The organism is Pseudomonas sp. JQ36 (assembly GCF_053851495.1).
Genome location: NZ_CM132642.1, coordinates 822,954 through 844,081, shown reverse-complemented (window position 1 = coordinate 844,081; position 21,128 = coordinate 822,954). Strand labels below are relative to the sequence as shown.

General features: G+C 61.8%; 14 protein-coding genes. 4 read left to right on the top strand and 10 right to left on the bottom strand.

Going from position 1 to position 21,128, the window contains the following annotated elements; all coding sequences use genetic code 11:
* Window positions 1-52: 52 nt before the first annotated feature.
* Window positions 53-1,495: a mechanosensitive ion channel domain-containing protein gene (locus ACS4NR_RS03850; RefSeq protein WP_456019132.1), complete on the bottom strand. Its 1,443-nt coding sequence runs from the start codon at window positions 1,493-1,495 to the stop codon at window positions 53-55.
* Window positions 1,496-1,704: 209 nt separating this feature from the next.
* Entirely contained in the window at window positions 1,705-2,571 is an 867-nt protein-coding gene (locus tag ACS4NR_RS03845; RefSeq protein ID WP_456019131.1) for a pirin family protein, read from the bottom strand.
* A gap of 290 nt (window positions 2,572-2,861) precedes the next feature.
* On the opposite strand from ACS4NR_RS03845, the gene dkgB reads away from it, so the two are divergent.
* The gene (gene dkgB, locus ACS4NR_RS03840; protein ID WP_456019130.1) at window positions 2,862-3,665 is read left to right on the top strand and encodes a 2,5-didehydrogluconate reductase DkgB; all 804 of its coding nucleotides are present in this window, start codon (window positions 2,862-2,864) and stop codon (window positions 3,663-3,665) included.
* Window positions 3,666-3,669: 4 nt separating this feature from the next.
* On the opposite strand, the gene ACS4NR_RS03835 is transcribed toward dkgB, so the two are convergent.
* The 7 genes from ACS4NR_RS03835 to ACS4NR_RS03805 form a co-directional block, all read right to left on the bottom strand.
* Entirely contained in the window at window positions 3,670-6,888 is a 3,219-nt protein-coding gene (locus tag ACS4NR_RS03835; protein ID WP_456019129.1) for a transporter substrate-binding domain-containing protein, read from the bottom strand.
* 8 nt (window positions 6,889-6,896) lie between these two features.
* A complete protein-coding gene (locus ACS4NR_RS03830) occupies window positions 6,897-7,523 on the bottom strand; it encodes a response regulator (RefSeq protein ID WP_456019128.1) in 627 nt (208 codons plus the stop codon).
* Window positions 7,524-7,666: 143 nt separating this feature from the next.
* The gene (locus ACS4NR_RS03825) at window positions 7,667-8,101 is read right to left on the bottom strand and encodes a chemotaxis protein CheY (protein WP_095138706.1); all 435 of its coding nucleotides are present in this window, start codon (window positions 8,099-8,101) and stop codon (window positions 7,667-7,669) included.
* 135 nt (window positions 8,102-8,236) lie between these two features.
* Complete coding sequence (locus ACS4NR_RS03820; protein ID WP_330207829.1) at window positions 8,237-8,953, bottom strand: MgtC/SapB family protein; 717 nt, start codon at window positions 8,951-8,953, stop codon at window positions 8,237-8,239.
* Window positions 8,954-9,095: 142 nt separating this feature from the next.
* Window positions 9,096-11,795 (bottom strand): magnesium-translocating P-type ATPase, encoded by a 2,700-nt coding sequence (gene mgtA, locus ACS4NR_RS03815; protein WP_456019127.1) that lies wholly within the window; start codon window positions 11,793-11,795, stop codon window positions 9,096-9,098.
* 580 nt (window positions 11,796-12,375) lie between these two features.
* The gene (locus ACS4NR_RS03810) at window positions 12,376-13,713 is read right to left on the bottom strand and encodes a SidA/IucD/PvdA family monooxygenase (RefSeq protein ID WP_115985748.1); all 1,338 of its coding nucleotides are present in this window, start codon (window positions 13,711-13,713) and stop codon (window positions 12,376-12,378) included.
* Between the two features lie 133 nt (window positions 13,714-13,846).
* Window positions 13,847-14,329 (bottom strand): sigma-70 family RNA polymerase sigma factor, encoded by a 483-nt coding sequence (locus ACS4NR_RS03805; protein WP_095138702.1) that lies wholly within the window; start codon window positions 14,327-14,329, stop codon window positions 13,847-13,849.
* 320 nt (window positions 14,330-14,649) lie between these two features.
* Between ACS4NR_RS03805 and ACS4NR_RS03800 the strand changes: the two genes are divergently transcribed.
* Genes ACS4NR_RS03800 through ACS4NR_RS03790 form a run of 3 tightly spaced genes read left to right on the top strand, consistent with a single transcriptional unit; the run spans window position 14,650 to window position 19,195 of the window.
* Window positions 14,650-15,822, top strand: a complete 1,173-nt coding sequence (locus ACS4NR_RS03800; protein ID WP_456019126.1) for an efflux RND transporter periplasmic adaptor subunit — start codon at window positions 14,650-14,652, stop codon at window positions 15,820-15,822.
* The gene (locus ACS4NR_RS03795; RefSeq protein WP_456019125.1) at window positions 15,823-17,796 is read left to right on the top strand and encodes a MacB family efflux pump subunit; all 1,974 of its coding nucleotides are present in this window, start codon (window positions 15,823-15,825) and stop codon (window positions 17,794-17,796) included.
* Window positions 17,797-17,803: 7 nt separating this feature from the next.
* Window positions 17,804-19,195, top strand: a complete 1,392-nt coding sequence (locus ACS4NR_RS03790; protein ID WP_456019124.1) for an efflux transporter outer membrane subunit — start codon at window positions 17,804-17,806, stop codon at window positions 19,193-19,195.
* A gap of 163 nt (window positions 19,196-19,358) precedes the next feature.
* On the opposite strand, the gene pvdP is transcribed toward ACS4NR_RS03790, so the two are convergent.
* Window positions 19,359-20,978, bottom strand: a complete 1,620-nt coding sequence (pvdP, locus tag ACS4NR_RS03785; protein ID WP_456019123.1) for a pyoverdine maturation tyrosinase PvdP — start codon at window positions 20,976-20,978, stop codon at window positions 19,359-19,361.
* Window positions 20,979-21,128 lie beyond the last annotated feature (150 nt).

The window sequence follows — 21,128 nt, the reverse complement described above, 5'->3', positions numbered from 1 at the left end:
CCCCCGCTCCGCACAAATAGCCAATCTCCCGGAAGACGAGTAGACCACCGCATCACACGCGATTGCGCAACCACTGCAGAAACCCGGATTTCGCCACCACGGGCGGCACGTCCTGGGTCAGGGTCTGAGCCTTGTGCAGGCGATAATCGAGCAAGGCTTTCATCGCCTCGTTGATGTCGTGGCGGGCATCCAGACACGGCTTCAGGTAGGTCTTCTCGATGCGATACAACGCGCAGAAGGTTTTCGCCACGAAGGTCGCCGGCACCGACGAATCGGAGAGGATCCCGGCCTCGCCGATCACCTCCCCCGGCCCCATGCGCCCGGATTCAAACGGGCTGCCATGGCGGGTCAAGGTCACGCTGACCACGCCCGATTCGATGATGAACAAATGATCGCTGACCTCCCCGGCCTCCAGGATCGTTTCCCCGGCGCGGAAGGTTTGCAGGGTCATGTTCTGGCTGAAGGTGTCTTTCTCTTCCTGGCGCAGGGTGGAGAAAATCGGCGAACTGTCGAGCAGCGCCCGTGGCCGCGACAGGCCGCTTGGCGCATTCGGCTCCACGCTCGACAACAGATTTACCCCGGACGCCTGCAAGTGCCGGTAAGCCAGATCGAACAGCTGATTGCGCACCGAGCGTTTCTGATCCATCGACGAGACAAAACCGCTGATCTCATATTCCGCGCCAGCGCTGCTGGAGCTCTTGAGCGCGACGCTTGGCGAAGGATTGTCCAGCAGCGGGCGGCAGCCCTGCATCGCCCGCTCCAATGCATCGATCACGGTGGTCGGTCGCGCATGCGGGCTGACCTGCACACTGACAGCCAGGCCGAACATGTTGCTCGGTCGGCTGAAGTTGATGATCTTGGCCTTGGCCGCCAGCGAGTTGGGAATCACCGCCATGCTGCCCTGACTGGTCTGCAGACGCGTGGCGCGCCAGTCGATGTCGATGACCCGGCCTTCGGTGCCATCGATCGAGATCCAGTCATCGATCTGATACGGCTTGGTGGTGTTGAGCACGATCCCGGAGAACACGTCGCTCAGAGTACTCTGCAACGCCAGACCGACGATGATCGCCAAGGCGCCGGACGTCGCCAGCACACCTTTGACCGGCAGATCCAGCACGTAAGCCAGGGCCGCGATAATCGCGATCAGGAAAATCACCGCACCGAGCAGATCCTGCAACAGTCGTCCGGTGTGCCCGACGCGCTGCATCATCACCGCGCCGATCAGCACGGTCAGGGTACGCGCGCCGAACAGCCACCAGCCGATCTGCAACCCCGTCGCCGCCAGATGCAGCGGCACGTTGTCAGCCCACGGCGCCGGCTCCATCGGGTTGAGGCCTTCGTTGAACAATACCGCACTGAACAGGGTGAAAATCAGCACCCGCACCAGCAGCTTCCACTCGCTGCCACGGGAGCTGATCAGGCGCCACAGACCCAGATCGAGGAGGATCAGGATCAACGCGCAAAACAACGGATGTTCGGTCAAAAAAGACAACATCAACGCACTCCGACAGGGCCCAATCGCGAGAAGATCGCACAGATTGGGCAAGTGTAGGAGTAATTGATTTCAGAGGAACAACGCCCGCGCAAAAACATCCGGAAACCAATGTGGGAGCGGGCTTGCTCGCGAAGGCGGAGGGTCAGTCAAACATGCATTGACTGACCCTCCGCCTTCGCGAGCAAGCCCGCTCCCACAGGGGTGAGAATTTACCCGCGCATTTGGCCAAAACGCCCGGACTGGAAGTCGGCGAATGCCTGATGAATCTCCTGCTCGGTGTTCATCACGAACGGGCCGTGGCCGACAATCGGTTCGTCAATCGGCTCGCCGCTGAGCAGCAGCACCACTGCATCTTCACTGGCCTCAAGGGTCAACTGACGACCGTCGCGCTCGAACAGCACCAACTGCCCGACACCCGCAGTTTCCACACCGTTGATCTGCACCGAACCTTTCAACAGCACCAGCGCGGTGTTGCGCCCTTCGTGCAGATCGAGCGTCAGCAACTTGCCGGCATTGAGCCGCAGATCCCAGACGTCGATCGGCGTGAAAGTGTGCGACGGGCCTTTATGCCCATCGAACTCACCAGCGATCAGCCGCAGCCGGCCGGCATCGTCCTTCAGCGCGATATTCGGAATATCGCCGTCGAGAATGGTCTGGTAGCCGGGCGCAGCCATTTTGTCCTTGGCCGGCAGGTTGACCCACAGCTGCACCATTTCCAGCTTGCCGCCGGTTCTGGCGAAATCATCCGAGTGGAACTCCTCGTGAAGGATCCCGGACGCGGCGGTCATCCACTGCACATCGCCGGGGCCGATGGTGCCGCCGCTGCCGGTGGAGTCGCGGTGCTGCACTTCGCCGTCGTAGACGATGGTCACCGTTTCAAAACCACGGTGCGGGTGCTGGCCGACGCCACGGCGCTCGGTGGTCGGAGTGAATTCGGCAGGTCCTGCGTGATCGAGCAGCAGAAACGGGCTGATGTGTTTGCCCAGGTTGTCGTAGGAAAACAGGGTGCGAACCGGGAAGCCATCGCCGACCCAATGGCCGCGAGGGCTGGTGTAGATACCGATGATGTTTTTCATGGTTGCCTCCAAAAGGTGGGTGACGCAATGGATTGAGCTTAAATCCATGACGGCTGGAGGACTAGCCGGCAAAAACCGGCTTTAGTGTTCCATATTTAGAACAGTCCCACTTTTGAATCTCGATCCCTTGTGGGAGCGGGCTTGCTCGCGAAGGTGCCAGTCCGGACAACACAACTATCGGGAAAGATTCATGACTTCTGCTCAACAGTGCTTTGCCCCACCAGCGGTTTTTCTCAAGGACACAGACGCGGATACTCCTGCCCATTCCCACTGCAACCCTGGAGTCATCAATGTCTGTTCCCGCTTTTGGTCTGGGTACGTTTCGCCTGCAAGGTCAGGTGGTCATCGATTCGGTGCGCACCGGCCTTGAACTCGGTTACCGCGCCATCGACACCGCACAGATCTACGAAAACGAAGCCGAGGTTGGCCAGGCCATCGCCGCCAGCGGCATTGCTCGTGAAGAGCTGTTCATCACCAGCAAGATCTGGGTCGCCAACTTCGCCAAGGATCGTCTCATCGACAGCCTCAAGGAAAGCCTGCAGAAGCTGCAGACCGACTACCTCGACCTGACGCTGATCCACTGGCCGTCGCCGGAAGATCAGGTGCCGGTCGCCGAATTCATGGGCGCGCTGCTCGAAGCCAAACGTCTGGGCCTGACCCGGCAGATCGGCGTGTCCAACTTCACCATCGAGCTGATGCAACAGGCCATCGCAGCGGTTGGCGCAGACAACATCGCCACCAACCAGATCGAACTGCACCCGTACCTGCAAAACCGCAAAGTGATCGAGTTCGCCCGCAGCCAGGGCATCCAGATCACTTCCTACATGACCCTCGCCTATGGCGAAGTGCTGAAGGATCCGGTGATCCAGCAGATCGCGGAACGCCTGCAAGCGACCCCGGCGCAGGTCACGCTGGCCTGGGCGATGCAGTCGGGGTACGCGGTGATTCCATCGTCGACCAAACGCGCCAACCTGCAAAGCAACCTCGGCGCCACCGCGCTGACCCTGAGCGAGTCCGACATGGCGCTGATCGCCGGTCTGGAGCGCGGCCAGCGCCTGACCAGCCCGAAAGGCATTGCGCCGCAGTGGGATTGATCGCTCAGTCCTGAAGCCGCTGCGCGAGGCCGAGCATGGCCGTGCGCAGCGCATCCGCCGAGCGGTGGACCGCCAGGGTTTCGGCGTCGCGACACGCCTGTTCGAGCTCCGCGCACGCCGCCGCCACCCGCGCGGCACCGACCATTTGCGCACCGCCCTTGATGTGGTGCGCCAGGGTGGTTAATTCGCTCAGATCCTGTGGCTGGCGCGCAGCGTCCAGCCGTTGCAGATCCTCTTGCAAACTGCGCAGCACTTGTTCGCGCAGGCGTTGCATCACTGCAGGATTGTCCCCGGCCATCTGCTCAAGCGCGCTCAGGTCGATCTCGGGCAGCGGCGGTGTCGGGTTCGAGAGGTGATCTCTGTCGCCGCGGCTGACCGTCTTCAATGCCTGTTGCAGATCGTGCAAGCGAATTGGCTTGAACAGACAATCGTCCATGCCGGCCTCAAGACAACGGATTTTCTCCTCGACCTGCGCGTTGGCGGTAAAGCCGAGGATCACGCAGCGTGCCCGACCGCTCGCCGCCTCTTCTTCACGAAGTGTCCGAGCGAGTTCGTAACCGTTGCGCCGGGGCATGTTGCAATCGGTGATCAGCACATCGAAAGCCTGTGTTCGCCAGCGCTGCAAGCCCAGCTCACCATCCTCGACATCGACCGTAGCGTGGCCCAGTTCACTCAGTTGCCGGCACAGGAGCAAGCGGTTGACCGGATGATCGTCCACCACCAGCACGCTCAGCGAACGCGCTGGCGTATCCGCCACTTGCGGGCCTGCCGTCTCGGGTTCGAGCGCGGTCAACAGCGGCAGCTGCAGGTTTACCTCAACCCGCGTTCCATGCCCCGGCTCGCTGTTCAGGCGCAGAGTGCCACCCATCATTTCGCAGAGGTTACGGCTGATCACCAGGCCCAGCCCCGAACCGCTACGCGCTGACTGGCCTTGATTAGCGGCCTGGACGAACGGACTGAACAGGCGTTTGCGGTCATCGGCACTGATGCCAATTCCGCTGTCTGCAATCGCTAGTTTCACGGCCAACTGGCCAAGCGCCGCCCTGGTCACCGCCAGTTGCAGACTGACCTGCCCGTGCTCGGTGAACTTGATCGCGTTGCTCAACAGGTTTGACAGCACTTGCTTGAAGCGTGTCGGGTCGAGCAGAACCTCAACGTCACTGTGCGCATCCAGTTCGACCTGCCACAGCAGGCGTTTCTCCCGCGCCAACCCCTCGAATACGCGGCACACCGCGATCACTTGTTCACGCAGATTGGCCCGCTCCGGCGCGAGGGACAAATGCCCGGACTCGATGCGTGCGATATCGAGAATGTCACCGATCAACGCCAGTAATTGCTGGCCGGCAGCGGACGCGACCTCGATTGCCAGCTTGTCGATGACGCCCTCCTCGGCACGTTTGAGGGCCATTTCGAGCATGCCGATCAGGGCATTCATGGGCGTGCGGATTTCATGGCTCATGGTCGCCAGAAACGTAGTCTTGGCCCGATTGGCGTCGTCGGCGGCATCCTTGGCTTGCTGCAACTGCTGCAGCCACTGCTGACGCTGGCGCAGTTGCGAGCGCTGAAAACCGATCCAGGCCAAGGCCAGCAACAGCAACCCTGCCGCAGCGGCAAACGCCAGCAGGATTTCGCGGCGATGACGCTGCCAATAGCTCTCTTCCACGACCACGTCATGGCTCCAGCGCTCGACCAGTTCGTCCATCTGTTGTGGCGCGATGCTCAGCAGCGCCTTGTTCAGAATCGTGTGCAGCGCCGTATCCTGCGCTGCGGTGGCCAGGGCAATACGTGCCGGCTGATCGCCGATGGTATTGGTGATGCGCAGGCGCTCGCGGTAATGACGGGCAATCAGAAACCGCGCCACCAGCAGCGAGCTGACGGTCACGTCGGCCTGGCCTTTGGCGATCTGCTCCATGCCCTCGGCCGGGCTGCGCACCTCCACCAGACGGATCCCGGGCACCTGCTGCAGAATAAAGTCGCGCAATGGATGACCGCGATAAATCGCCAGCCGTTTGCCCGGCAGATCGGCGAGGCTGCGCGGGCTGCCGGCCGTCGTCGCGCTGACCAGCACAAACGGATTGTTCAGATAGGCACGGGTGAATTGCAGCTCGGTTTCCCGTTCGCTGCTCGGGGTCACCACCGGCAACACGTCGAGTTCACCGGCCTTGAGCTGCACGATCTGGCGGTCCAGCGAACGCCCACGGATCACCTCGAATTGCAGCCCGCTGCGCTGACTGATCAAGTTGAGCAATTGCGCCGATAACCCGTTGAATCGCCCGTCGGCATCAAAAAATGTCAGCGGGGCGAAATCCTCGATCACCCCGACCCGCACCCGAGGATGTTGCTCCAGCCACTGCTGCTCGCTGACACTGAGGCGTACCCGTGACTGCGCGGCCATGTGCGCGCCCCCCGCACTCCAGCGCTGCTCGATAAGCTGTCGGCGCTCCATGGGAATGGCCGCCAGCGCCTTGTCGATGATGCGTTTGAGGCGCACCTCACTGCGCAGCAGGGCGAAACCGAAGGGATTGGCATCCAGGCCCGATGGCCCGGCCAGTTGCAGGTCATTGCGGTAATTGGTGTTGATCAGGTAGTTGGCGCTGATCAGGTCGCCGAGATAGCCGTCATCGACTCCGAATGCCACCGCACCCAGCGCATCCATTGCCGAGGAGTAACGCTGCACGTTCGCCTCGGGATATAACGACTGCACACTGGCCAGCGGCAGATAGTCCTCGACCATGGCGATGCGTTTGCCTGCCAGGTCGGCCGGCAACGTGTCGTCGAGCCGGGTCACCAGCATCGGTTGGTCTTCGGCATAAGGGCGCGACAGGATGAAATCCGGGTCGGCCAGCTCGAAATTGTTCGAGGTGCCCAGCAGATCGAGTTCGCCGCGCTTGAGTGCGCTCATCACCGCGTCGCGGTTGGCGTAGCGTTGCACCTCGATCCGCACCCCGAGCAGTTGCGCCAGCAGCTCGGCATAGTCGGCGGTGAGGCCTTCCAGCTCCTGCCGATTTCGCGTGATCTCGAACGGTGGATAATCGGGCCCGGAAATCCCGATGCGCAACGTCGGATGGCGGCGTAGCCACTGTTGATCCTGTGGGTCGAGCGGAACCTGAATGTTCTCCAGTGCGGCCTGGCTCAATAACTCCAGAGGCTGCGGCGACTCACTGGCCCAGCAGGTGGCCGTGAAGCTCAACCACAGCAACCAGCACCAGCGTCGCGGATTCAACCGAGCACTCAGATCAGATGGTTGCGCTTGGCGAAATCGCGCAAGTGCACAGTTGAATTGATACCGAGCTTTTTCATCAAGCGGGTTTTGTAAGTGCTGACGGTTTTATGACTCAGGTGCATGGTTTCGGCGATCGCCTTGTTGAGTTTGCCCATCGCCAGTTGCTCGAGAATGCTCAGTTCACGATTGGAGAGCTGGTCGATCAGTTGGGTTTCGCTGCGGTGCAACGGGCTCGACGAATGCGCTTTTTCAGGCAGCGCAGCAAAATAGGAATAGCCAGACATCAGTGCCTGGATTGCCTTGTGCAGTTGCAGCAACTGGTTGGTTTTGGCTACGTAGCCCATCGCACCGCCGCGCATACAGCGGTCCTGATAGTAGAGCGGATCCTGGGAAGTAAAGATCAGAACCTTGCATTCGGGGTCGTTGGCCTTCAGCCGCTCCAGCGCTTCCAGTCCACCCACCCCCGGCAACTTGAGATCGAGTATCACCAGTTCCGGTTTTTGCTCACGGCTAAGCTCGAGGGCTTCGCTGGCGCTCGACGCTTCATGAATCACCCTGAACCTTTCGGCTTCGAGCACAAGTTTCACGGCAGCCCGCACCACCGGATGATCATCGACGATCAGCGCTGACTTCATGACCGCTCCCAGGGCAAAAACAAGACGATGGCGCCACCGGTATCGGCTGTTCCGGCCGGGGTGGCTGCGCAAGAACTGTTACACGGGAAGCCAGTCGTATCTACCTGTCAGATCTGACAGTTGCGCAAAAGTGGAATTCGTGCTCAAGCCCGGCGTTGCAAGGCTGGCGCCGGGTTCCAGGCATTGGCAGCACATACTGGGGCAACGTCGACCCGCGCCATCAGGTGCTTGATCGCGGCCGCATTGGGCAGGCCGACATGGCTGATCTGCAGGTTTTCCTGAGCGAAGCCTGCGGGTGTCAGCGCAGGTGCCGAGGGCTCGTTATAGATCAGGGCGTGGCGCACCTGCGGGTTGTTGAGGAAAAACCCCGGCAGGTCCAGCGATCCGGCCGCCAGCTCGGCGTTGATGACCACGACGTCGAACGGTGCACAGCCATAGTCCACCAGGGTCAGCAGCTCAAACAGACTCTGTACCGGAGCAACCCGGAAGTATTCGAGGCCATTGAACAGGCGCTCGATTTTCATCCGGTGAAAATGCTGCGAATCGGCAATCAGGATACGCAGGGCTTTATTGATCATGCTCGATCTCGTGAGGTGGATGGGTGCGCCAAGACTACGCAAGCCTCAGGAGCAGTTCTGTAGGACTTTTCCTAAAAAACCGGTCATTCATCCGCACCCATGAGCCATGCCGAATGGCTGCCCAACGTTGTGGCCTTATTCGGTGGTACTCGGACTCCAGAACGCCTGCACCACCAACGCTGAAGTCGAGATGCGTGCCACCAGGGCATCAAGTTCATCGCCGTCGACCGAAGTCGTCGCCAACGTGGCTTCGATCTCGATTTCGTCGGCACCGAAGGCGTGTACATCGACGTCGCTGGCCGGGTAGTTGCTGCGTTCCAGCTCGGCTTCGAGCAGGGCGAACACGGCTTTCTGCTGCGAGCGCCGGGCGATCACGTAAACGATGTTGGTGACTTCGGCCGAGACCACGTCCAGTGGCTGGCGGTTGATGTTGTTGACGATCGGCCGCAGCAACGTGTTGGCGGCGAGGATGAACAGCGTGCCGAGCAGCGCTTCGGCCAGCAGGTCGGCACCGGCGCAGGCGCCAACGGCAGCTGACGTCCACAGGGTCGCGGCGGTGTTGAGGCCGCGCACGTTGCCTTCTTCGCGCATGATCACCCCGGCGCCGAGAAAGCCGATGCCGGAAACCACGTAGGCGACCACCCGCACCGCGCCTTCAGCGCCGCCGAGACGGTTGGCCATGTCGACAAAAATCGCCGCGCCGACCGCCACCAGCACGTTGGTGCGCAGGCCGGCGGTGCGCTGCCGGTACTGGCGCTCGAAACCGATCAGGCCACCGAGGATGAACGCTGCGCTGAGGCTGACCAGCGTGTCGAGCAGTGAATCGAGGTTGAGGTTGTTGATGGCTTGCATAGTCTTGTCCTTGAAAACATCCGAATCCCCTGTAGGAGTGAGCCTGCTCGCGATAGCGGTGTGTCAGTCGTTGAAATTTTGACTGACGGATTGCCATCGCGAGCAGGCTCACTCCTACAGAGGGAACAGCGTTGTCCTGCTGTTATTGCCAGCCGAACCGGCGGATGTAGAAGCCTTTCACCGCCTGGGTCAGCGCCATGTACGCCAGCAGGATCATCGGCAGGAACACGAAGTACAGCGACGGCAGCGCCTGCAGTTTGAAGTAGTTGGCCAGCGGCCCCATCGGCAGGAAGATCCCGACCGCCATGATGATTCCGGTCATCACCAGCAGCGGCATGGCTGCGCGGCTTTGCAGGAACGGAATCTTCGGCGTGCGGATCATGTGCACGATCAACGTCTGGGTCAGCAAGCCCACCACGAACCAGCCGGACTGGAACAGCGTCTGGTGATCCGGGGTGTTGGCATCGAACACGTACCACATCAAGGCGAACGTGGTGATGTCAAAGATCGAACTGATCGGCCCGAAGAACAGCATGAAGCGTCCGACATCCGCCGGCTGCCAGCGTTGCGGCTTTTTCAGCATCTCGTCATCGACGTTGTCGAACGGAATCGCGATCTGCGAAATGTCGTAGAGCAGGTTCTGTACCAGCAGGTGCATCGGCAGCATCGGCAGGAACGGAATGAACGCACTGGCGACCAGCACCGAGAACACGTTGCCGAAGTTCGAGCTGGCGGTCATCTTGATGTACTTGAGCATGTTGGCGAAGGTGCGGCGCCCCTCGAGTACGCCCTCCTCCAGCACCATCAGGCTCTTTTCCAGGAGGATGATGTCAGCGGCTTCCTTGGCGATGTCCACCGCGCTGTCTACCGAGATCCCGATGTCGGCAGTGCGCAACGCCGGCGCGTCGTTGATGCCGTCGCCCATGAAACCGACCACATGACCGTTACCCTTGAGGATGCGCACGATGCGTTCCTTGTGCGACGGCGTCAGCTTGGCGAACACATTGGTTTTCTCCACCGCCACGGCCAGCTCGGCGTCGCTCATGCGCTCGATGTCGTTGCCCAGCAGCAAGCCCTGTTGCGCCAGACCGACTTCGCGGCAGATCTTGGCGGTCACCAGTTCGTTGTCACCGGTCAGCACTTTGACCGCCACGCCGTGTTCGGCCAGAGCCTTGAGCGCCGGCGCGGTGCTTTCCTTCGGTGGATCGAGGAATGCCACGTAACCGATCAGCGTCAGTTCCTGTTCATCCGCCAGGCTGTAAGTGTCGCGACCTTCCGGCATCGAGCGGGCAGCCACCGCCACCACGCGCAAGCCCTCAGCGTTGAATGCTGCGGTGACCTGACGAATCCGGGTCAGCAATTCATCGCTCAAGGCTTCTTCGACTTCGCCGTGCTGCACGCGGGTGCACACCGCCAACACTTCTTCCACCGCGCCTTTGCAGATCAGCAGATGCGGTTCGCCACGCCCCTCCACGACCACCGACATGCGCCGGCGGTTGAAGTCGAACGGGATCTCATCGACCTTGCGAAATGCCGTGCCGACCTTCAGTTCACGATGGATTTCCACGTGTTCCAGCACCGCCACGTCGAGCAGGTTTTTCAGCCCGGTCTGGTAGTAGCTGTTGAGGTAGGCCTTTTCCAGCACGTCATCAGAGTCTTCACCCCAGACATCGACATTGCGCGCGAGGAAGATCTTGTCCTGGGTCAGGGTGCCGGTCTTGTCGGTGCACAGCACGTCCATGGCGCCGAAGTTCTGGATCGCGTCCAGACGTTTGACGATGACCTTCTTGCGCGACAGGAACACCGCACCTTTGGCCAGGGTCGAGGTGACGATCATCGGCAGCATTTCCGGGGTCAGGCCCACGGCAATCGACAGCGCGAACAGCAGCGCTTCGGTCCAGTCGCCCTTGGTGAAACCGTTGATGAACAGCACCAGCGGCGCCATCACGAACATGAAGCGGATCAGCAGCCAGCTGACTTTGTTCACGCCCAGCTGGAACGAGGTCACCGCGCGGTCAGTCGCGCCGACCCGCTGCGCCAACGCGCCGAAATAGGTGCTGTTGCCGGTGGTCAGAATCACCGCCACCGCCGTGCCGGACACCACGTTGGTGCCCATGAACAGGATGTTCTCCAGCTCCAGCGGGTTGCGCGTGTCGCGGTCGGCCTGCCGGGCGAATTTTTCCACCGGCATCGATTCACCGGTCATAGCCGCCTGGCTGACGAACAAATCCTTGGCGCTGAGCACCCGGCAGTCGGCGGGAATCATGTCGCCAGCCGACAGTACGATCAGATCGCCCGGCACCAGTTGTTTGATCGGCAGTTCGATGCGCGGCTCGTCGCGGCGCATCACCGTGGCGGTGTTGCTGACCATCGCCTTGAGCGCATCGGCGGCCTGGTTGGATTTGCTTTCCTGCCAGAAGCGCAGCAGCGTCGACAGCACCACCATGGAGAAAATCACCGTAGCGGCTTTCAGGTCTTCGGTCAGCCACGAGATCACCGCCAACAGAGTCAGCAGCAGGTTGAACGGGTTTTTGTAGCAGTGCCACAGGTGAGTCCACCACGGCAGCGGCTGCTCGTGTTCGACTTCGTTGAGGCCGTGCTGCGCGCGCAGTGCATCGACCTCAAAGTCGGTCAGGCCATCGGCGTGGGTACCCAGTGACGCCAGCAGTTCGCCGCTGTCGCGCTGGGCCGCATCGACCAGGGTATTGGCCAGAGTGGGCGGGACTTCACGGCTGACCGTGGTGTCGGTGATCGATTCCAGCAGCGCCAGACGACGGAAGTGCCGGGCGATGTGGCGTGTACGCAGGAAGCCTGCGAAAAATTCCTTGAGCGTAAGTTTCATGGCTGTTGCCCCTATGGTCAGCCGGGAAACCGTCGAGCAGGTACGACCATGCCTCGTTCACCGGAAAATCCGGCACGGCAAGGCTTGGCGCGCCGGTCAGAAAAGACAGGCGTGTCGATAGGTTTGCGATCGCGACCACACGGTCGAAATCACATACGTTCAGTGTCGATGAGAAGGACGTCGGGACATGGTCTCAACTGACCATGATCGGGATGCCGCTGCTCGCTTTACGGCGAGACAACGGCAGAGAAAGGCTGCGCGTTATCTTGCCGAGAATCTGCCGGTTACCGAGACCGGCCGACAACTGTCACTCGAACAAGTACCCACTGTGGGTCTCCGCTATTGATGAAAACGCGCGAAGCTTACGCCTCGATGATTCGAGAGTAAACCCGTGAAAGAAGGTGTGTCGGGGATGTTCAGGAAGGGTTCAGGAATGAGTTTTGCGGTATTGCTGAAGGGCCCCTTCGCGAGCAAGCCCGCTCCCACAGGGCATCTTCATTGAACACAGATTTTGTGGTCGACAGAGATCCAATGTGGGAGCGAGCTTGCTCGCGAAAGCGGTGTGTCAGGCGCTACAGAATCAGCTGGCAGTCGCCAACAGCAGATCCGCCATCGAACGGCTGTGCCCACGGTTCTTGCCATGCTCATACAACGATCCGGCAATCTCGTCGGCACGCACCGGCAACACCGACAGCAACGTATCACTCAGGCCATGGCTGGCCTGGCAGAAGCCCTGCATGTACAAGCCGGCCTTGCAGCGTTCATCGGTGATCAGTTTGTAGTTGCGATCGACCTCGAAATCACCGAGGTATTCTTCCAGCGGTGCCAGCAGTTTGCGGTGCATCTGCCGCTCGTAACCGGTGGCCAGGACCACGGCGTCATAGATACGCACGGTGACTTCGCCGGTGGCGTTGTTGCGCACCGCCAGTTCGATGCCGCGCTCGGTGGCGGTGGCACTCTCGACGGTGGTCAGGGTACGGAACGCATGACGGGCGATACCCGAAACTTTCTGGCGATAGAAGATGCCGTAGATGCGTTCGATCAGGTCGATGTCGACCACCGAGTAGTTGGTGTTGTGGTACTCGTTGACCAGCCGCTCACGCTCGGCGCTGTTTTGCTGGAACACCAGATCGGTGAACTCCGGCGAGAACACTTCGTTGACGAACGGGCTGTCATCCGCAGGCTTGAGCGCCGAGCCGCGCAGGATCATGTCGACCTGCACCGACGGGAACGAATCGTTCAGATCGATAAAGGCTTCCGCCGCGCTCTGCCCGCCGCCGATGATCGCGATGCTCATCGGTTGATTGTTCACGCACGGCTGCTTGGCCATCTGCGACAGATACTGCGAGTGGTGGAACACGCGGCTGTCGCCCTTCAGCGCCTTGAACGCTTCAGGAATCCGCGGCGTGCCACCGGCACTGACCACCACCGAACGCGCAGTGCGCACGAACTGCTGACCTTCGCTGTCGCGGGAGATCACGCGCAGCGCTTCAACTTGATGGTTGTGCAGCACCGGTTCGATGGTCAGCACTTCTTCGCCATAGCGGCTCTGCTCGGTGAACTGCCCGGCGACCCAGCGCAGGTAGTCGTTGTACTCCATGCGGCACGGGTAGAAGGTGCCGAGGTTGATGAAGTCGACCAGACGGCCGTGGGCCTTCAGGTAATTGACGAACGAGTACGGGCTGGTCGGGTTGCGCAGGGTCACCAGATCCTTGAGGAAGGAAATCTGCAATTCGCTTTGGGTCGAAAGAGTGTTGCCGTGCCAGCTGTAGTCGGCCTGCTTGTCGAGGAACAGCACATCCAGCTCGCCGTGGGTCGGGCCGCGCTCTTGCAGAGCGATGGCCAGCGCCAGGTTCGAAGGGCCGAAACCGACGCCGATCAGGTCGTGAACGATGGGCGATGCAATTGCCTGAGTCATTTCCAGTGTCCTCTGGATGAACCCCTCAACAAGGGGAAAGGAGAGCCTAAGTGACCCGACTGGCCTTGGCAGGACAGCAGGTCGTCTGTTGAGTAGGAACGAGGACAGTGAAATAAAATTTAGCGATGGCGGCTCAATGGGCATCCCATTGCTTGATGCGCAGGCGGCAATGCTTCATCGCGTTGACGATGTGTTTTTCCACCAGTGCCTTGGAAATCCCCAGATGTTCGGCGATCTGCGGGTGCGACAGGCCTTCGATCTTGCGCAGCAGAAAACTGTCGCGACACAGCGGCGACAATTCCGCCAGTGCGCGCTGGAGCATCTCCAGACGCTGGCCGTGATCGAGGGTGCCGTGGGGCGACGGGGTGAAATAGCGCTCTTCGTTGTCGAGCACTTCCAGCGGTTCGACCTGACGCAAGGCGTTGCGCCGATGATCGTCGATCACCAGATTCAGCGCCGTGCGATAAAGAAACGCCCGCGGCTGCTCGATGGGCGTGTCGCTGGAGCGTTCCAGTACGCGCACATAAGCGTCATGCACCACATCTTCGGCGACCTGACGGTTGCCGAGCTTGGCGTTCAGGAAACACACCAGCTCGCGATAGTAGTTTTCCAACATGACTCCCGGCCGCATCGATGCGGATTCGATCCTTGAGCACACTGATCGACGGCCCGCGAACACGGGTAGCAAGATAGTGGCAACTGAGGTGCGTAATTTATAGTAATTCTCATATAGATTTAAAGTGGCGTTTGTCGTTGCCCGCTAAATAGTGCCGTTCTATACCTGTAACATCCTGTGTCTTCGCTTAAATTCCCCTGCGCATTCATCGTTTACAGGACAGCTCCCCGTGTCTGTCGCGTCCTGCGACAGCGTTCTGCGGCTGCGCGCTGTGGCGTGCAGCCGGACGACGGGCCGAATTCCACTGGCCGGAACCCTGCATGAAACGTCCCCGCCCCGCTCGACGCGCCCTGCTCGCAGTCCTTTGTCTGATTCCCGTTGTTGCCTACGCCGCGTGGCAAATCATGCCGCCGGGCCGCGACCGCTTCGCCACCGTGCAAGTCAGCCGTGGCGACATCGAAAGCAGCGTCACCGCGCTGGGTACCCTGCAACCGCGCCGTTACGTCGATGTCGGTGCGCAGGCCTCCGGGCAGATCCAGAAGATCCACGTCGAAGTCGGCGACGTGGTCAAGGAAGGTCAACTGCTGGTGGAGATTGATCCGTCCACGCAGAAGGCCAAACTCGATGCCGGGCGCTTCTCGATCGAAAACCTCAAGGCGCAATTGCAGGAGCAGCGCGCCCAGCATGAACTGGCGCGGCAGAAGTATCAGCGGCAGCAGAATCTCGTCGCCGGCGGCGCCACTCGTGAAGAAGACGTGCAGACCGCCCGCGCCGAACTGAAAGCCACTCAGGCGCGCATCGACATGTTCCAGGCGCAGATCCGCCAGGCCGAGGCCAGCCTGCGCAGCGATCAGGCCGAACTCGGGTACACACGGATCTACGCGCCGATGGCCGGCACCGTGGTTGCCCTCGACGCCCGCGAAGGCCAGACCCTCAACGCGCAACAGCAGACGCCGCTGATCCTGCGTATCGCCAAGCTGTCACCGATGACCGTGTGGGCCGAGGTTTCCGAGGCCGACATCGGTCACGTCAAACCGGGCATGACCGCCTACTTCACCACCCTCAGCGGCGGCCAGCGGCGCTGGAGCAGCACCGTGCGGCAGATTCTGCCGGTGCCGCCCAAGCCACTGGATCAGACCAGCCAGGGCGGCGGCAGCCCGGCCAGCAGCAGTAAAAGCGGCAGCGCCCGCGTTGTGCTGTACACGGTTTTGCTCGACGTCGATAACGCCGACAACGCCTTGATGGCCGAGATGACCACTCAGGTGTTTTTCGTCGCCAATCAGGCCAAAGGCGTGCTCACCGCGCCGGTCGCCGCGCTGCAAGGCAGCACTAGCGCCAACCTGCAAACCGCTCAGGTGGTGGCGGCCAACGGCGAGATTCAGCCGCGTGAGGTGCGCACCGGCATCAGCGACCGGCTCAAGGTGCAGATCGTCGACGGCCTCAACGAAGGCGATCACCTGTTGATCGGCCCGGTCGACGGCAGCGGAGGCTGAATGCAAACGCCTCTGATCGACCTGCAGGACATTCGCAAATCCTACGGCGGTGGTGACGCGCCCGAGGTTCACGTGCTGCGCGGCATCGACCTGTCGATCCACGCCGGTGAATTCGTGGCGATTGTCGGCGCTTCCGGCTCCGGCAAATCAACCTTGATGAACATCCTCGGCTGCCTCGACCGGCCGACCTCCGGCGAGTATCGCTTTGCCGGGGAAAACGTCGCCGGCCTCGACAGCGACGAGCTGGCCTGGTTGCGCCGCGAAGCCTTTGGATTTGTGTTCCAGGGCTATCACCTGATTCCGTCCGGCTCGGCCCAGGAAAACGTCGAGATGCCGGCGATCTATGCCGGCACCCCGGCCGCCGAGCGTCACGCCCGCGCCGCCGCCCTGCTCGACCGACTCGGCCTGGCCTCGCGCACCGGCAACCGCCCGCATCAGTTGTCCGGTGGCCAACAGCAACGGGTGTCGATTGCCCGGGCGTTGATGAACGGCGGCCACATCATCCTCGCCGACGAACCCACCGGCGCCCTCGACAGCCACAGCGGCAAAGAAGTGATGACGCTGCTCGATGAACTGGCGAGCCAGGGCCACGTGGTGATCCTCATCACCCACGACCGCGAAGTCGCAGCCCGGGCCAAACGCATCATCGAAATCCGCGACGGCCTGATCATCAGCGACAGCGCCCGCGACAACCCAGAAGCCCAGACCAGCGCCAAGCCCGGCGCCCTGCAAGCGGTGGATCTGCGCCAGCGTCTGGCCGACGGCGCCGAAGCCACCGGCGCCTGGAAAGGTGAACTGGTGGACGCTCTGCATGCCGCGTGGCGAGTGATGTGGATCAACCGCTTTCGCACCGCACTGACCCTGCTCGGGATCATCATCGGCGTGGCGTCGGTGGTGGTCATGCTGGCGGTCGGTGAAGGCAGCAAACGCCAGGTGATGGCGCAGATGGGCGCGTTCGGTTCGAACATCATTTACCTCAGCGGCTCGGCCCCCAACCCACGCACGCCGCCGGGGATCATCACCCTCGACGATGTGCACGCGCTGGCCAGCCTGCCGCAAGTGCAGCGGATCATGCCGGTCAACGGTGCCGAGGCCGGCGTGCGGTACGGCAACGCCGACCACCTGAGTTACGTCGGCGGCAACGACACCAACTTCCCGGCGATCTTCAATTGGCCGGTGGTGCAAGGCAGTTACTTCACCGAAGCCGATGAGCAGAACGCTGCAGCCGTTGCGGTGATCGGCCACAAGGTGCGCAGCAAACTGCTCAAGGATGTGCCGAACCCGATCGGCCAATTCATCCTGATCGAGAATGTACCGTTACAGGTGGTCGGCGTGCTCGCGGAAAAAGGCGCCAGCTCCGGCGACTCCGACAGCGACAATCGCATCGCTATCCCCTATTCGGCGGCCAGCGTTCGGCTGTTCGGCACGCGCAATCCGGAATACGTCGCCATCGCCGCCGCCGACGCGCGCAAGGTCAAGGACACCGAGCAGGCCATCGAGCAACTGATGCTGCGCCTGCACAACGGCAAGAAGGATTTCGAACTGACCAACAATGCCGCGATGATTCAGGCCGAGGCACGCACCCAGAACACCCTGTCGCTGATGCTCGGTTCGATTGCCGCGATTTCGCTGCTGGTCGGCGGCATCGGCGTGATGAACATCATGCTCATGACCGTGCGTGAGCGGACTCGCGAGATCGGCATTCGCATGGCCACCGGCGCCCGCCAGCGCGACATCCTCCGCCAGTTCCTCACCGAAGCGGTGATGCTCTCGGTGGTCGGCGGCATTGCCGGGATCGCCCTGGCACTGATCGTCGGCGGTGTGCTGATCCTCAGCGAAGTGGCCGTGGCCTTCTCCTTGATGGCGGTACTCGGCGCGTTCGGCTGCGCTCTGGTCACCGGTGTTGTCTTCGGCTTCATGCCTGCCCGCAAAGCTGCCCGGCTCGACCCGGTCACGGCCCTTACCAGTGAATGATCGATCTATGAAACCGCGCCTCAGCCTGTTGACCGTGTGCCTGATCCTCAGCGCCTGCGGCAGTCCCGTTCAACGCCCCGACAGCGGTGTGCAGGCGCCTGCTGCCTGGCAATCGCCTCATGCCGCCAGCGTCGCACGCATCGATCCGCAATGGTGGACACAGTTCGGCAGCCCCGAACTCGACCGCTTGATCGAACAGGCGCAAGTCGGCAGCTTCGACCTCGCAGCGGCTGTCGCTCGCGTGCGTCAGGCCCAGGCCGAGACGGTGATTGCCGGTGGTTCGCTGCTGCCCGAGGTCAAGGCCGGCCTGAATGCCAACCGGCAGAAACTGCTGCGCGGCAGCGGCTATAGCCAACTCGATACCAACAGCAGCAACAACGCCGTGGACTATTTCGACAGCAACCTGAGCGCCACTTACGAGGTGGATTTCTGGGGCGGCAATCGCGCCGCTCGCGACAGTGCGCAGTTCAGCCTGCAAGCCAGCGAGTTCGATCGGGCGACGGTTGAGCTGACGCTGCTCAGCGGCGTCGCCAACAGCTATGCGCAAACCTTGTCCCTGCGCGAACAAAGCCGCATCGCCGAATTGAACCTGGCAAACGCGCAGAGCGTGCTGAAACTGGTGCAGACCCGCTTCGATGCAGGCTCCGCTACTGCGCTGGAACTGGCCCAGCAGAAAAGCCTGGTTGCCGCCCAGCAATGGCAACTGCCACGGGTGCAGCAACAGGCCGAGGACGCGCTGATCGGCCTCGCCGCCCTGCTCGGCCGACCGGTGCAGCAGGTGGCACCGCAGGCGTCCTTCGCGCAACTGCAATGGCCACAGATTGATGCCGGAGTGCCCAGTGAATTGCTCAACCGTCGGCCGGACATCGCCCGCGCCGAGGCGCAACTGGCCGCCGCCGAAGCGGACGTCAAGGTCGCTCGCGCCGCCATGCTGCCGAAGCTGACCCTGACCGCCCAGCTCGGCTCGGGCGCCAATCAGTTCGATGATCTGCTGCGCAACCCGTTCTACAACCTCACGGCTGGACTGGTCGCACCGGTCTTCAACAACGGTCGCTTGAGCGCCGAACGCGACAAGGCCAGGGCGCGTCAGGAGGAACTGCTGGAAACCTATCGTGGCGCGATCATCAATGGTTTCGCCGACGTGGAAAAAGCCCTGAACAGCATTCGCGGGCTGGATCGTCAGCGGCAGTGGCAAAGCGAAGAACTGAATCAGGCGCAGACCGCCTTCGACATCGCCCAGAGCCGTTACCAGGCCGGCGCCGAAGACTTGCTGACTGTGCTCGAAACCCAGCGCACCTTGTATGCCGCGCAAGACCAGAGCGTGCAACTGCGCCTGGCGCGGATGCAGGCGAGCATTGCGCTGTACAAGGCGTTGGGTGGGGGTTGGCAGGTTCGGTAATTGCAGCGACTGACAGAGCGCTTTCGCGAGCAAGCCCGCTCCCACATTTGAACGCGTTCCATCAGTAAGAATGCGTTCTCATGCAGGAGTCAGCCCGAACATTGTGGTCTGACACATATCCCTGTGGGAGCGGGCTTGCTCGCGAAGAACGATAACGCGGTGCTCAAGCCGGGCTGGTTTTAGCCTTCAGATTGCGCGCATACCATGGCCGTTGCGGCACGCGGCGGAACAGGCCGGCGAGTTTTTCCTCGTCGGTGATGAAGGTGATGCGCAGCGCCAGTTTCATGGTTTCCGGATCCATTTCCACCGTCTTGCCCATCTGCAATCCCGGCGTGGTGCTGCAGCCATGGGTGATCGGCCCGAGCCACGGGTCGTCGACTTCCACCCAACGCCCCGGTGCAAACCATGGCACGCCATTGACCTGCAGCCGCGTGACTTCGCCCGGATGGAAACGCTCGTGGGCGCGGAACCAGTCCTCGATGCGATCGTCGATCCAGCCATGGAAATGCCAGAACGTCGGGTTGACGTGGGAAGAAAACGGATCGCCGAGGAAGTCGTTTTCGGCGTTGTACCAGCGGGCAGCGAAGTCCGCCGGATCGCGGGCAAACGGCACCGGCTGACCGTTGGACGGATCGCGCGGCACGGAGGCCCAACGCATGTGCAGCCAGTCATGCAGGCCCAACTCGACTTCGGAGCCGAACTGGCCGAGGGTGAGCCGGGCCAGATACGCCGGATCGCGGTACTGAGACTCCCAGACCTGGAAGTTGCTTTCGTAGGTTTCGGCAGTCTTGATGTCGCTGACCCACTGGCTGAATTCGTCATCGCCCGCCGCCGTCCAGGTCGGCGGCAAGGCCGTGCCGTCGTGGTTATCGAAATAGCGGGCGAAGCCGACGCGGTCGCGGATCAGCTCCGGTTGCGGCAGCGGGAAAAACTCCCACGACGGCAGATCCTGCATCGAGCGCGCCGTCCCGAGCATGTGCCGGTGCATGAAGAAAAAGTCCACGCCCGAGCCATTGCGATCCTTGCGCGGGCCACGGGCATCACGCTCCTTGTCGCGCGGGCCAGGCTGCCAGCCGATGCCGCGCAAGGCCTCGCGTTTGTCCTCGGGCAGTTTGTGCCACTTGTCCCGGGTCGCATGCCACAACTGGTGAAACAGGCGATGCTCGGGAGAGATCAACCACGCCAGCAACGTCGGGTTGAGCGGCGTGCGCTCGCGCGCTTCGGGAAACAGCCGCTTGACGGCGACGAAGCGGTTGTCCTGCGCCGGCAAGGCCAGCGACCGATCCAGGCGCAAAGCCTTGCCGCTGAGGGTGCCACTGCCGGCATTGCCGAAGTCGGCCCAGACCTCATCAAGGATCATCTCCAGCTCGTAACTGATCTGGCCATCGGCGCCGATCAGGCGCCAGCTCAGCTTCGCCGCATCGGCTTTCGCGAGGTCGCCAAGAATTCGATAACGCGGTGTTTCAGCGGAACGCAGGCGCTCGGGCGTGTCGAGAAAACCGCACACGCCGCGGCCCTTCTGGCCGATATCGAGAAACACTTGCAGGCCCTTGAGCGGCAAGCCTTCGAGGCCGGCATCGGTACCTTCGAAACGGATATCCCACACCCCGCGCAACGCATTCGCCAGGCGCTGTCCGGCCATGTCGGCGACGTCGAAAGACGCTTCGCCCGGGGTGATCGTCGGGTCCGGCTTCGTCCATTCACGATGCCCGAAATACGCCGCAGGCACGGCAGCGCCGGTCAGCGCCAGGCCCGCCATGAACCATCGTCGAGAAATCTTCATTGCCCTACCTGTGTCAGCCATGAAGCAGGCTTTATCCAAGCTAGAACGTTTGCTCCATGCACAAATTTACGGGGGTACCTGAAAAGATCGCAGCCTGCGGCAGCTCCTACAGTGATCGCGTTCCAATGTAGGAGCTGCCGCAGGCTGCGA

Bases quoted from the DNA above. Each gene is read 5' to 3' on its own strand.
- ACS4NR_RS03850 (WP_456019132.1), bottom strand. From the start codon at position 1,495: ATGTTGTCTTTTTTGACCGAACATCCGTTGTTTTGCGCGTTGATCCTG.
- ACS4NR_RS03845 (WP_456019131.1), bottom strand. From the start codon at position 2,571: ATGAAAAACATCATCGGTATCTACACCAGCCCTCGCGGCCATTGGGTC.
- dkgB (WP_456019130.1), top strand. From the start codon at position 2,862: ATGTCTGTTCCCGCTTTTGGTCTGGGTACGTTTCGCCTGCAAGGTCAG.
- ACS4NR_RS03830 (WP_456019128.1), bottom strand. From the start codon at position 7,523: ATGAAGTCAGCGCTGATCGTCGATGATCATCCGGTGGTGCGGGCTGCC.
- ACS4NR_RS03825 (WP_095138706.1), bottom strand. From the start codon at position 8,101: ATGATCAATAAAGCCCTGCGTATCCTGATTGCCGATTCGCAGCATTTT.
- ACS4NR_RS03820 (WP_330207829.1), bottom strand. From the start codon at position 8,953: ATGCAAGCCATCAACAACCTCAACCTCGATTCACTGCTCGACACGCTG.
- mgtA (WP_456019127.1), bottom strand. From the start codon at position 11,795: ATGAAACTTACGCTCAAGGAATTTTTCGCAGGCTTCCTGCGTACACGC.
- ACS4NR_RS03810 (WP_115985748.1), bottom strand. From the start codon at position 13,713: ATGACTCAGGCAATTGCATCGCCCATCGTTCACGACCTGATCGGCGTC.
- ACS4NR_RS03805 (WP_095138702.1), bottom strand. From the start codon at position 14,329: ATGTTGGAAAACTACTATCGCGAGCTGGTGTGTTTCCTGAACGCCAAG.
- ACS4NR_RS03800 (WP_456019126.1), top strand. From the start codon at position 14,650: ATGAAACGTCCCCGCCCCGCTCGACGCGCCCTGCTCGCAGTCCTTTGT.
- ACS4NR_RS03795 (WP_456019125.1), top strand. From the start codon at position 15,823: ATGCAAACGCCTCTGATCGACCTGCAGGACATTCGCAAATCCTACGGC.
- ACS4NR_RS03790 (WP_456019124.1), top strand. From the start codon at position 17,804: ATGAAACCGCGCCTCAGCCTGTTGACCGTGTGCCTGATCCTCAGCGCC.
- pvdP (WP_456019123.1), bottom strand. From the start codon at position 20,978: ATGAAGATTTCTCGACGATGGTTCATGGCGGGCCTGGCGCTGACCGGC.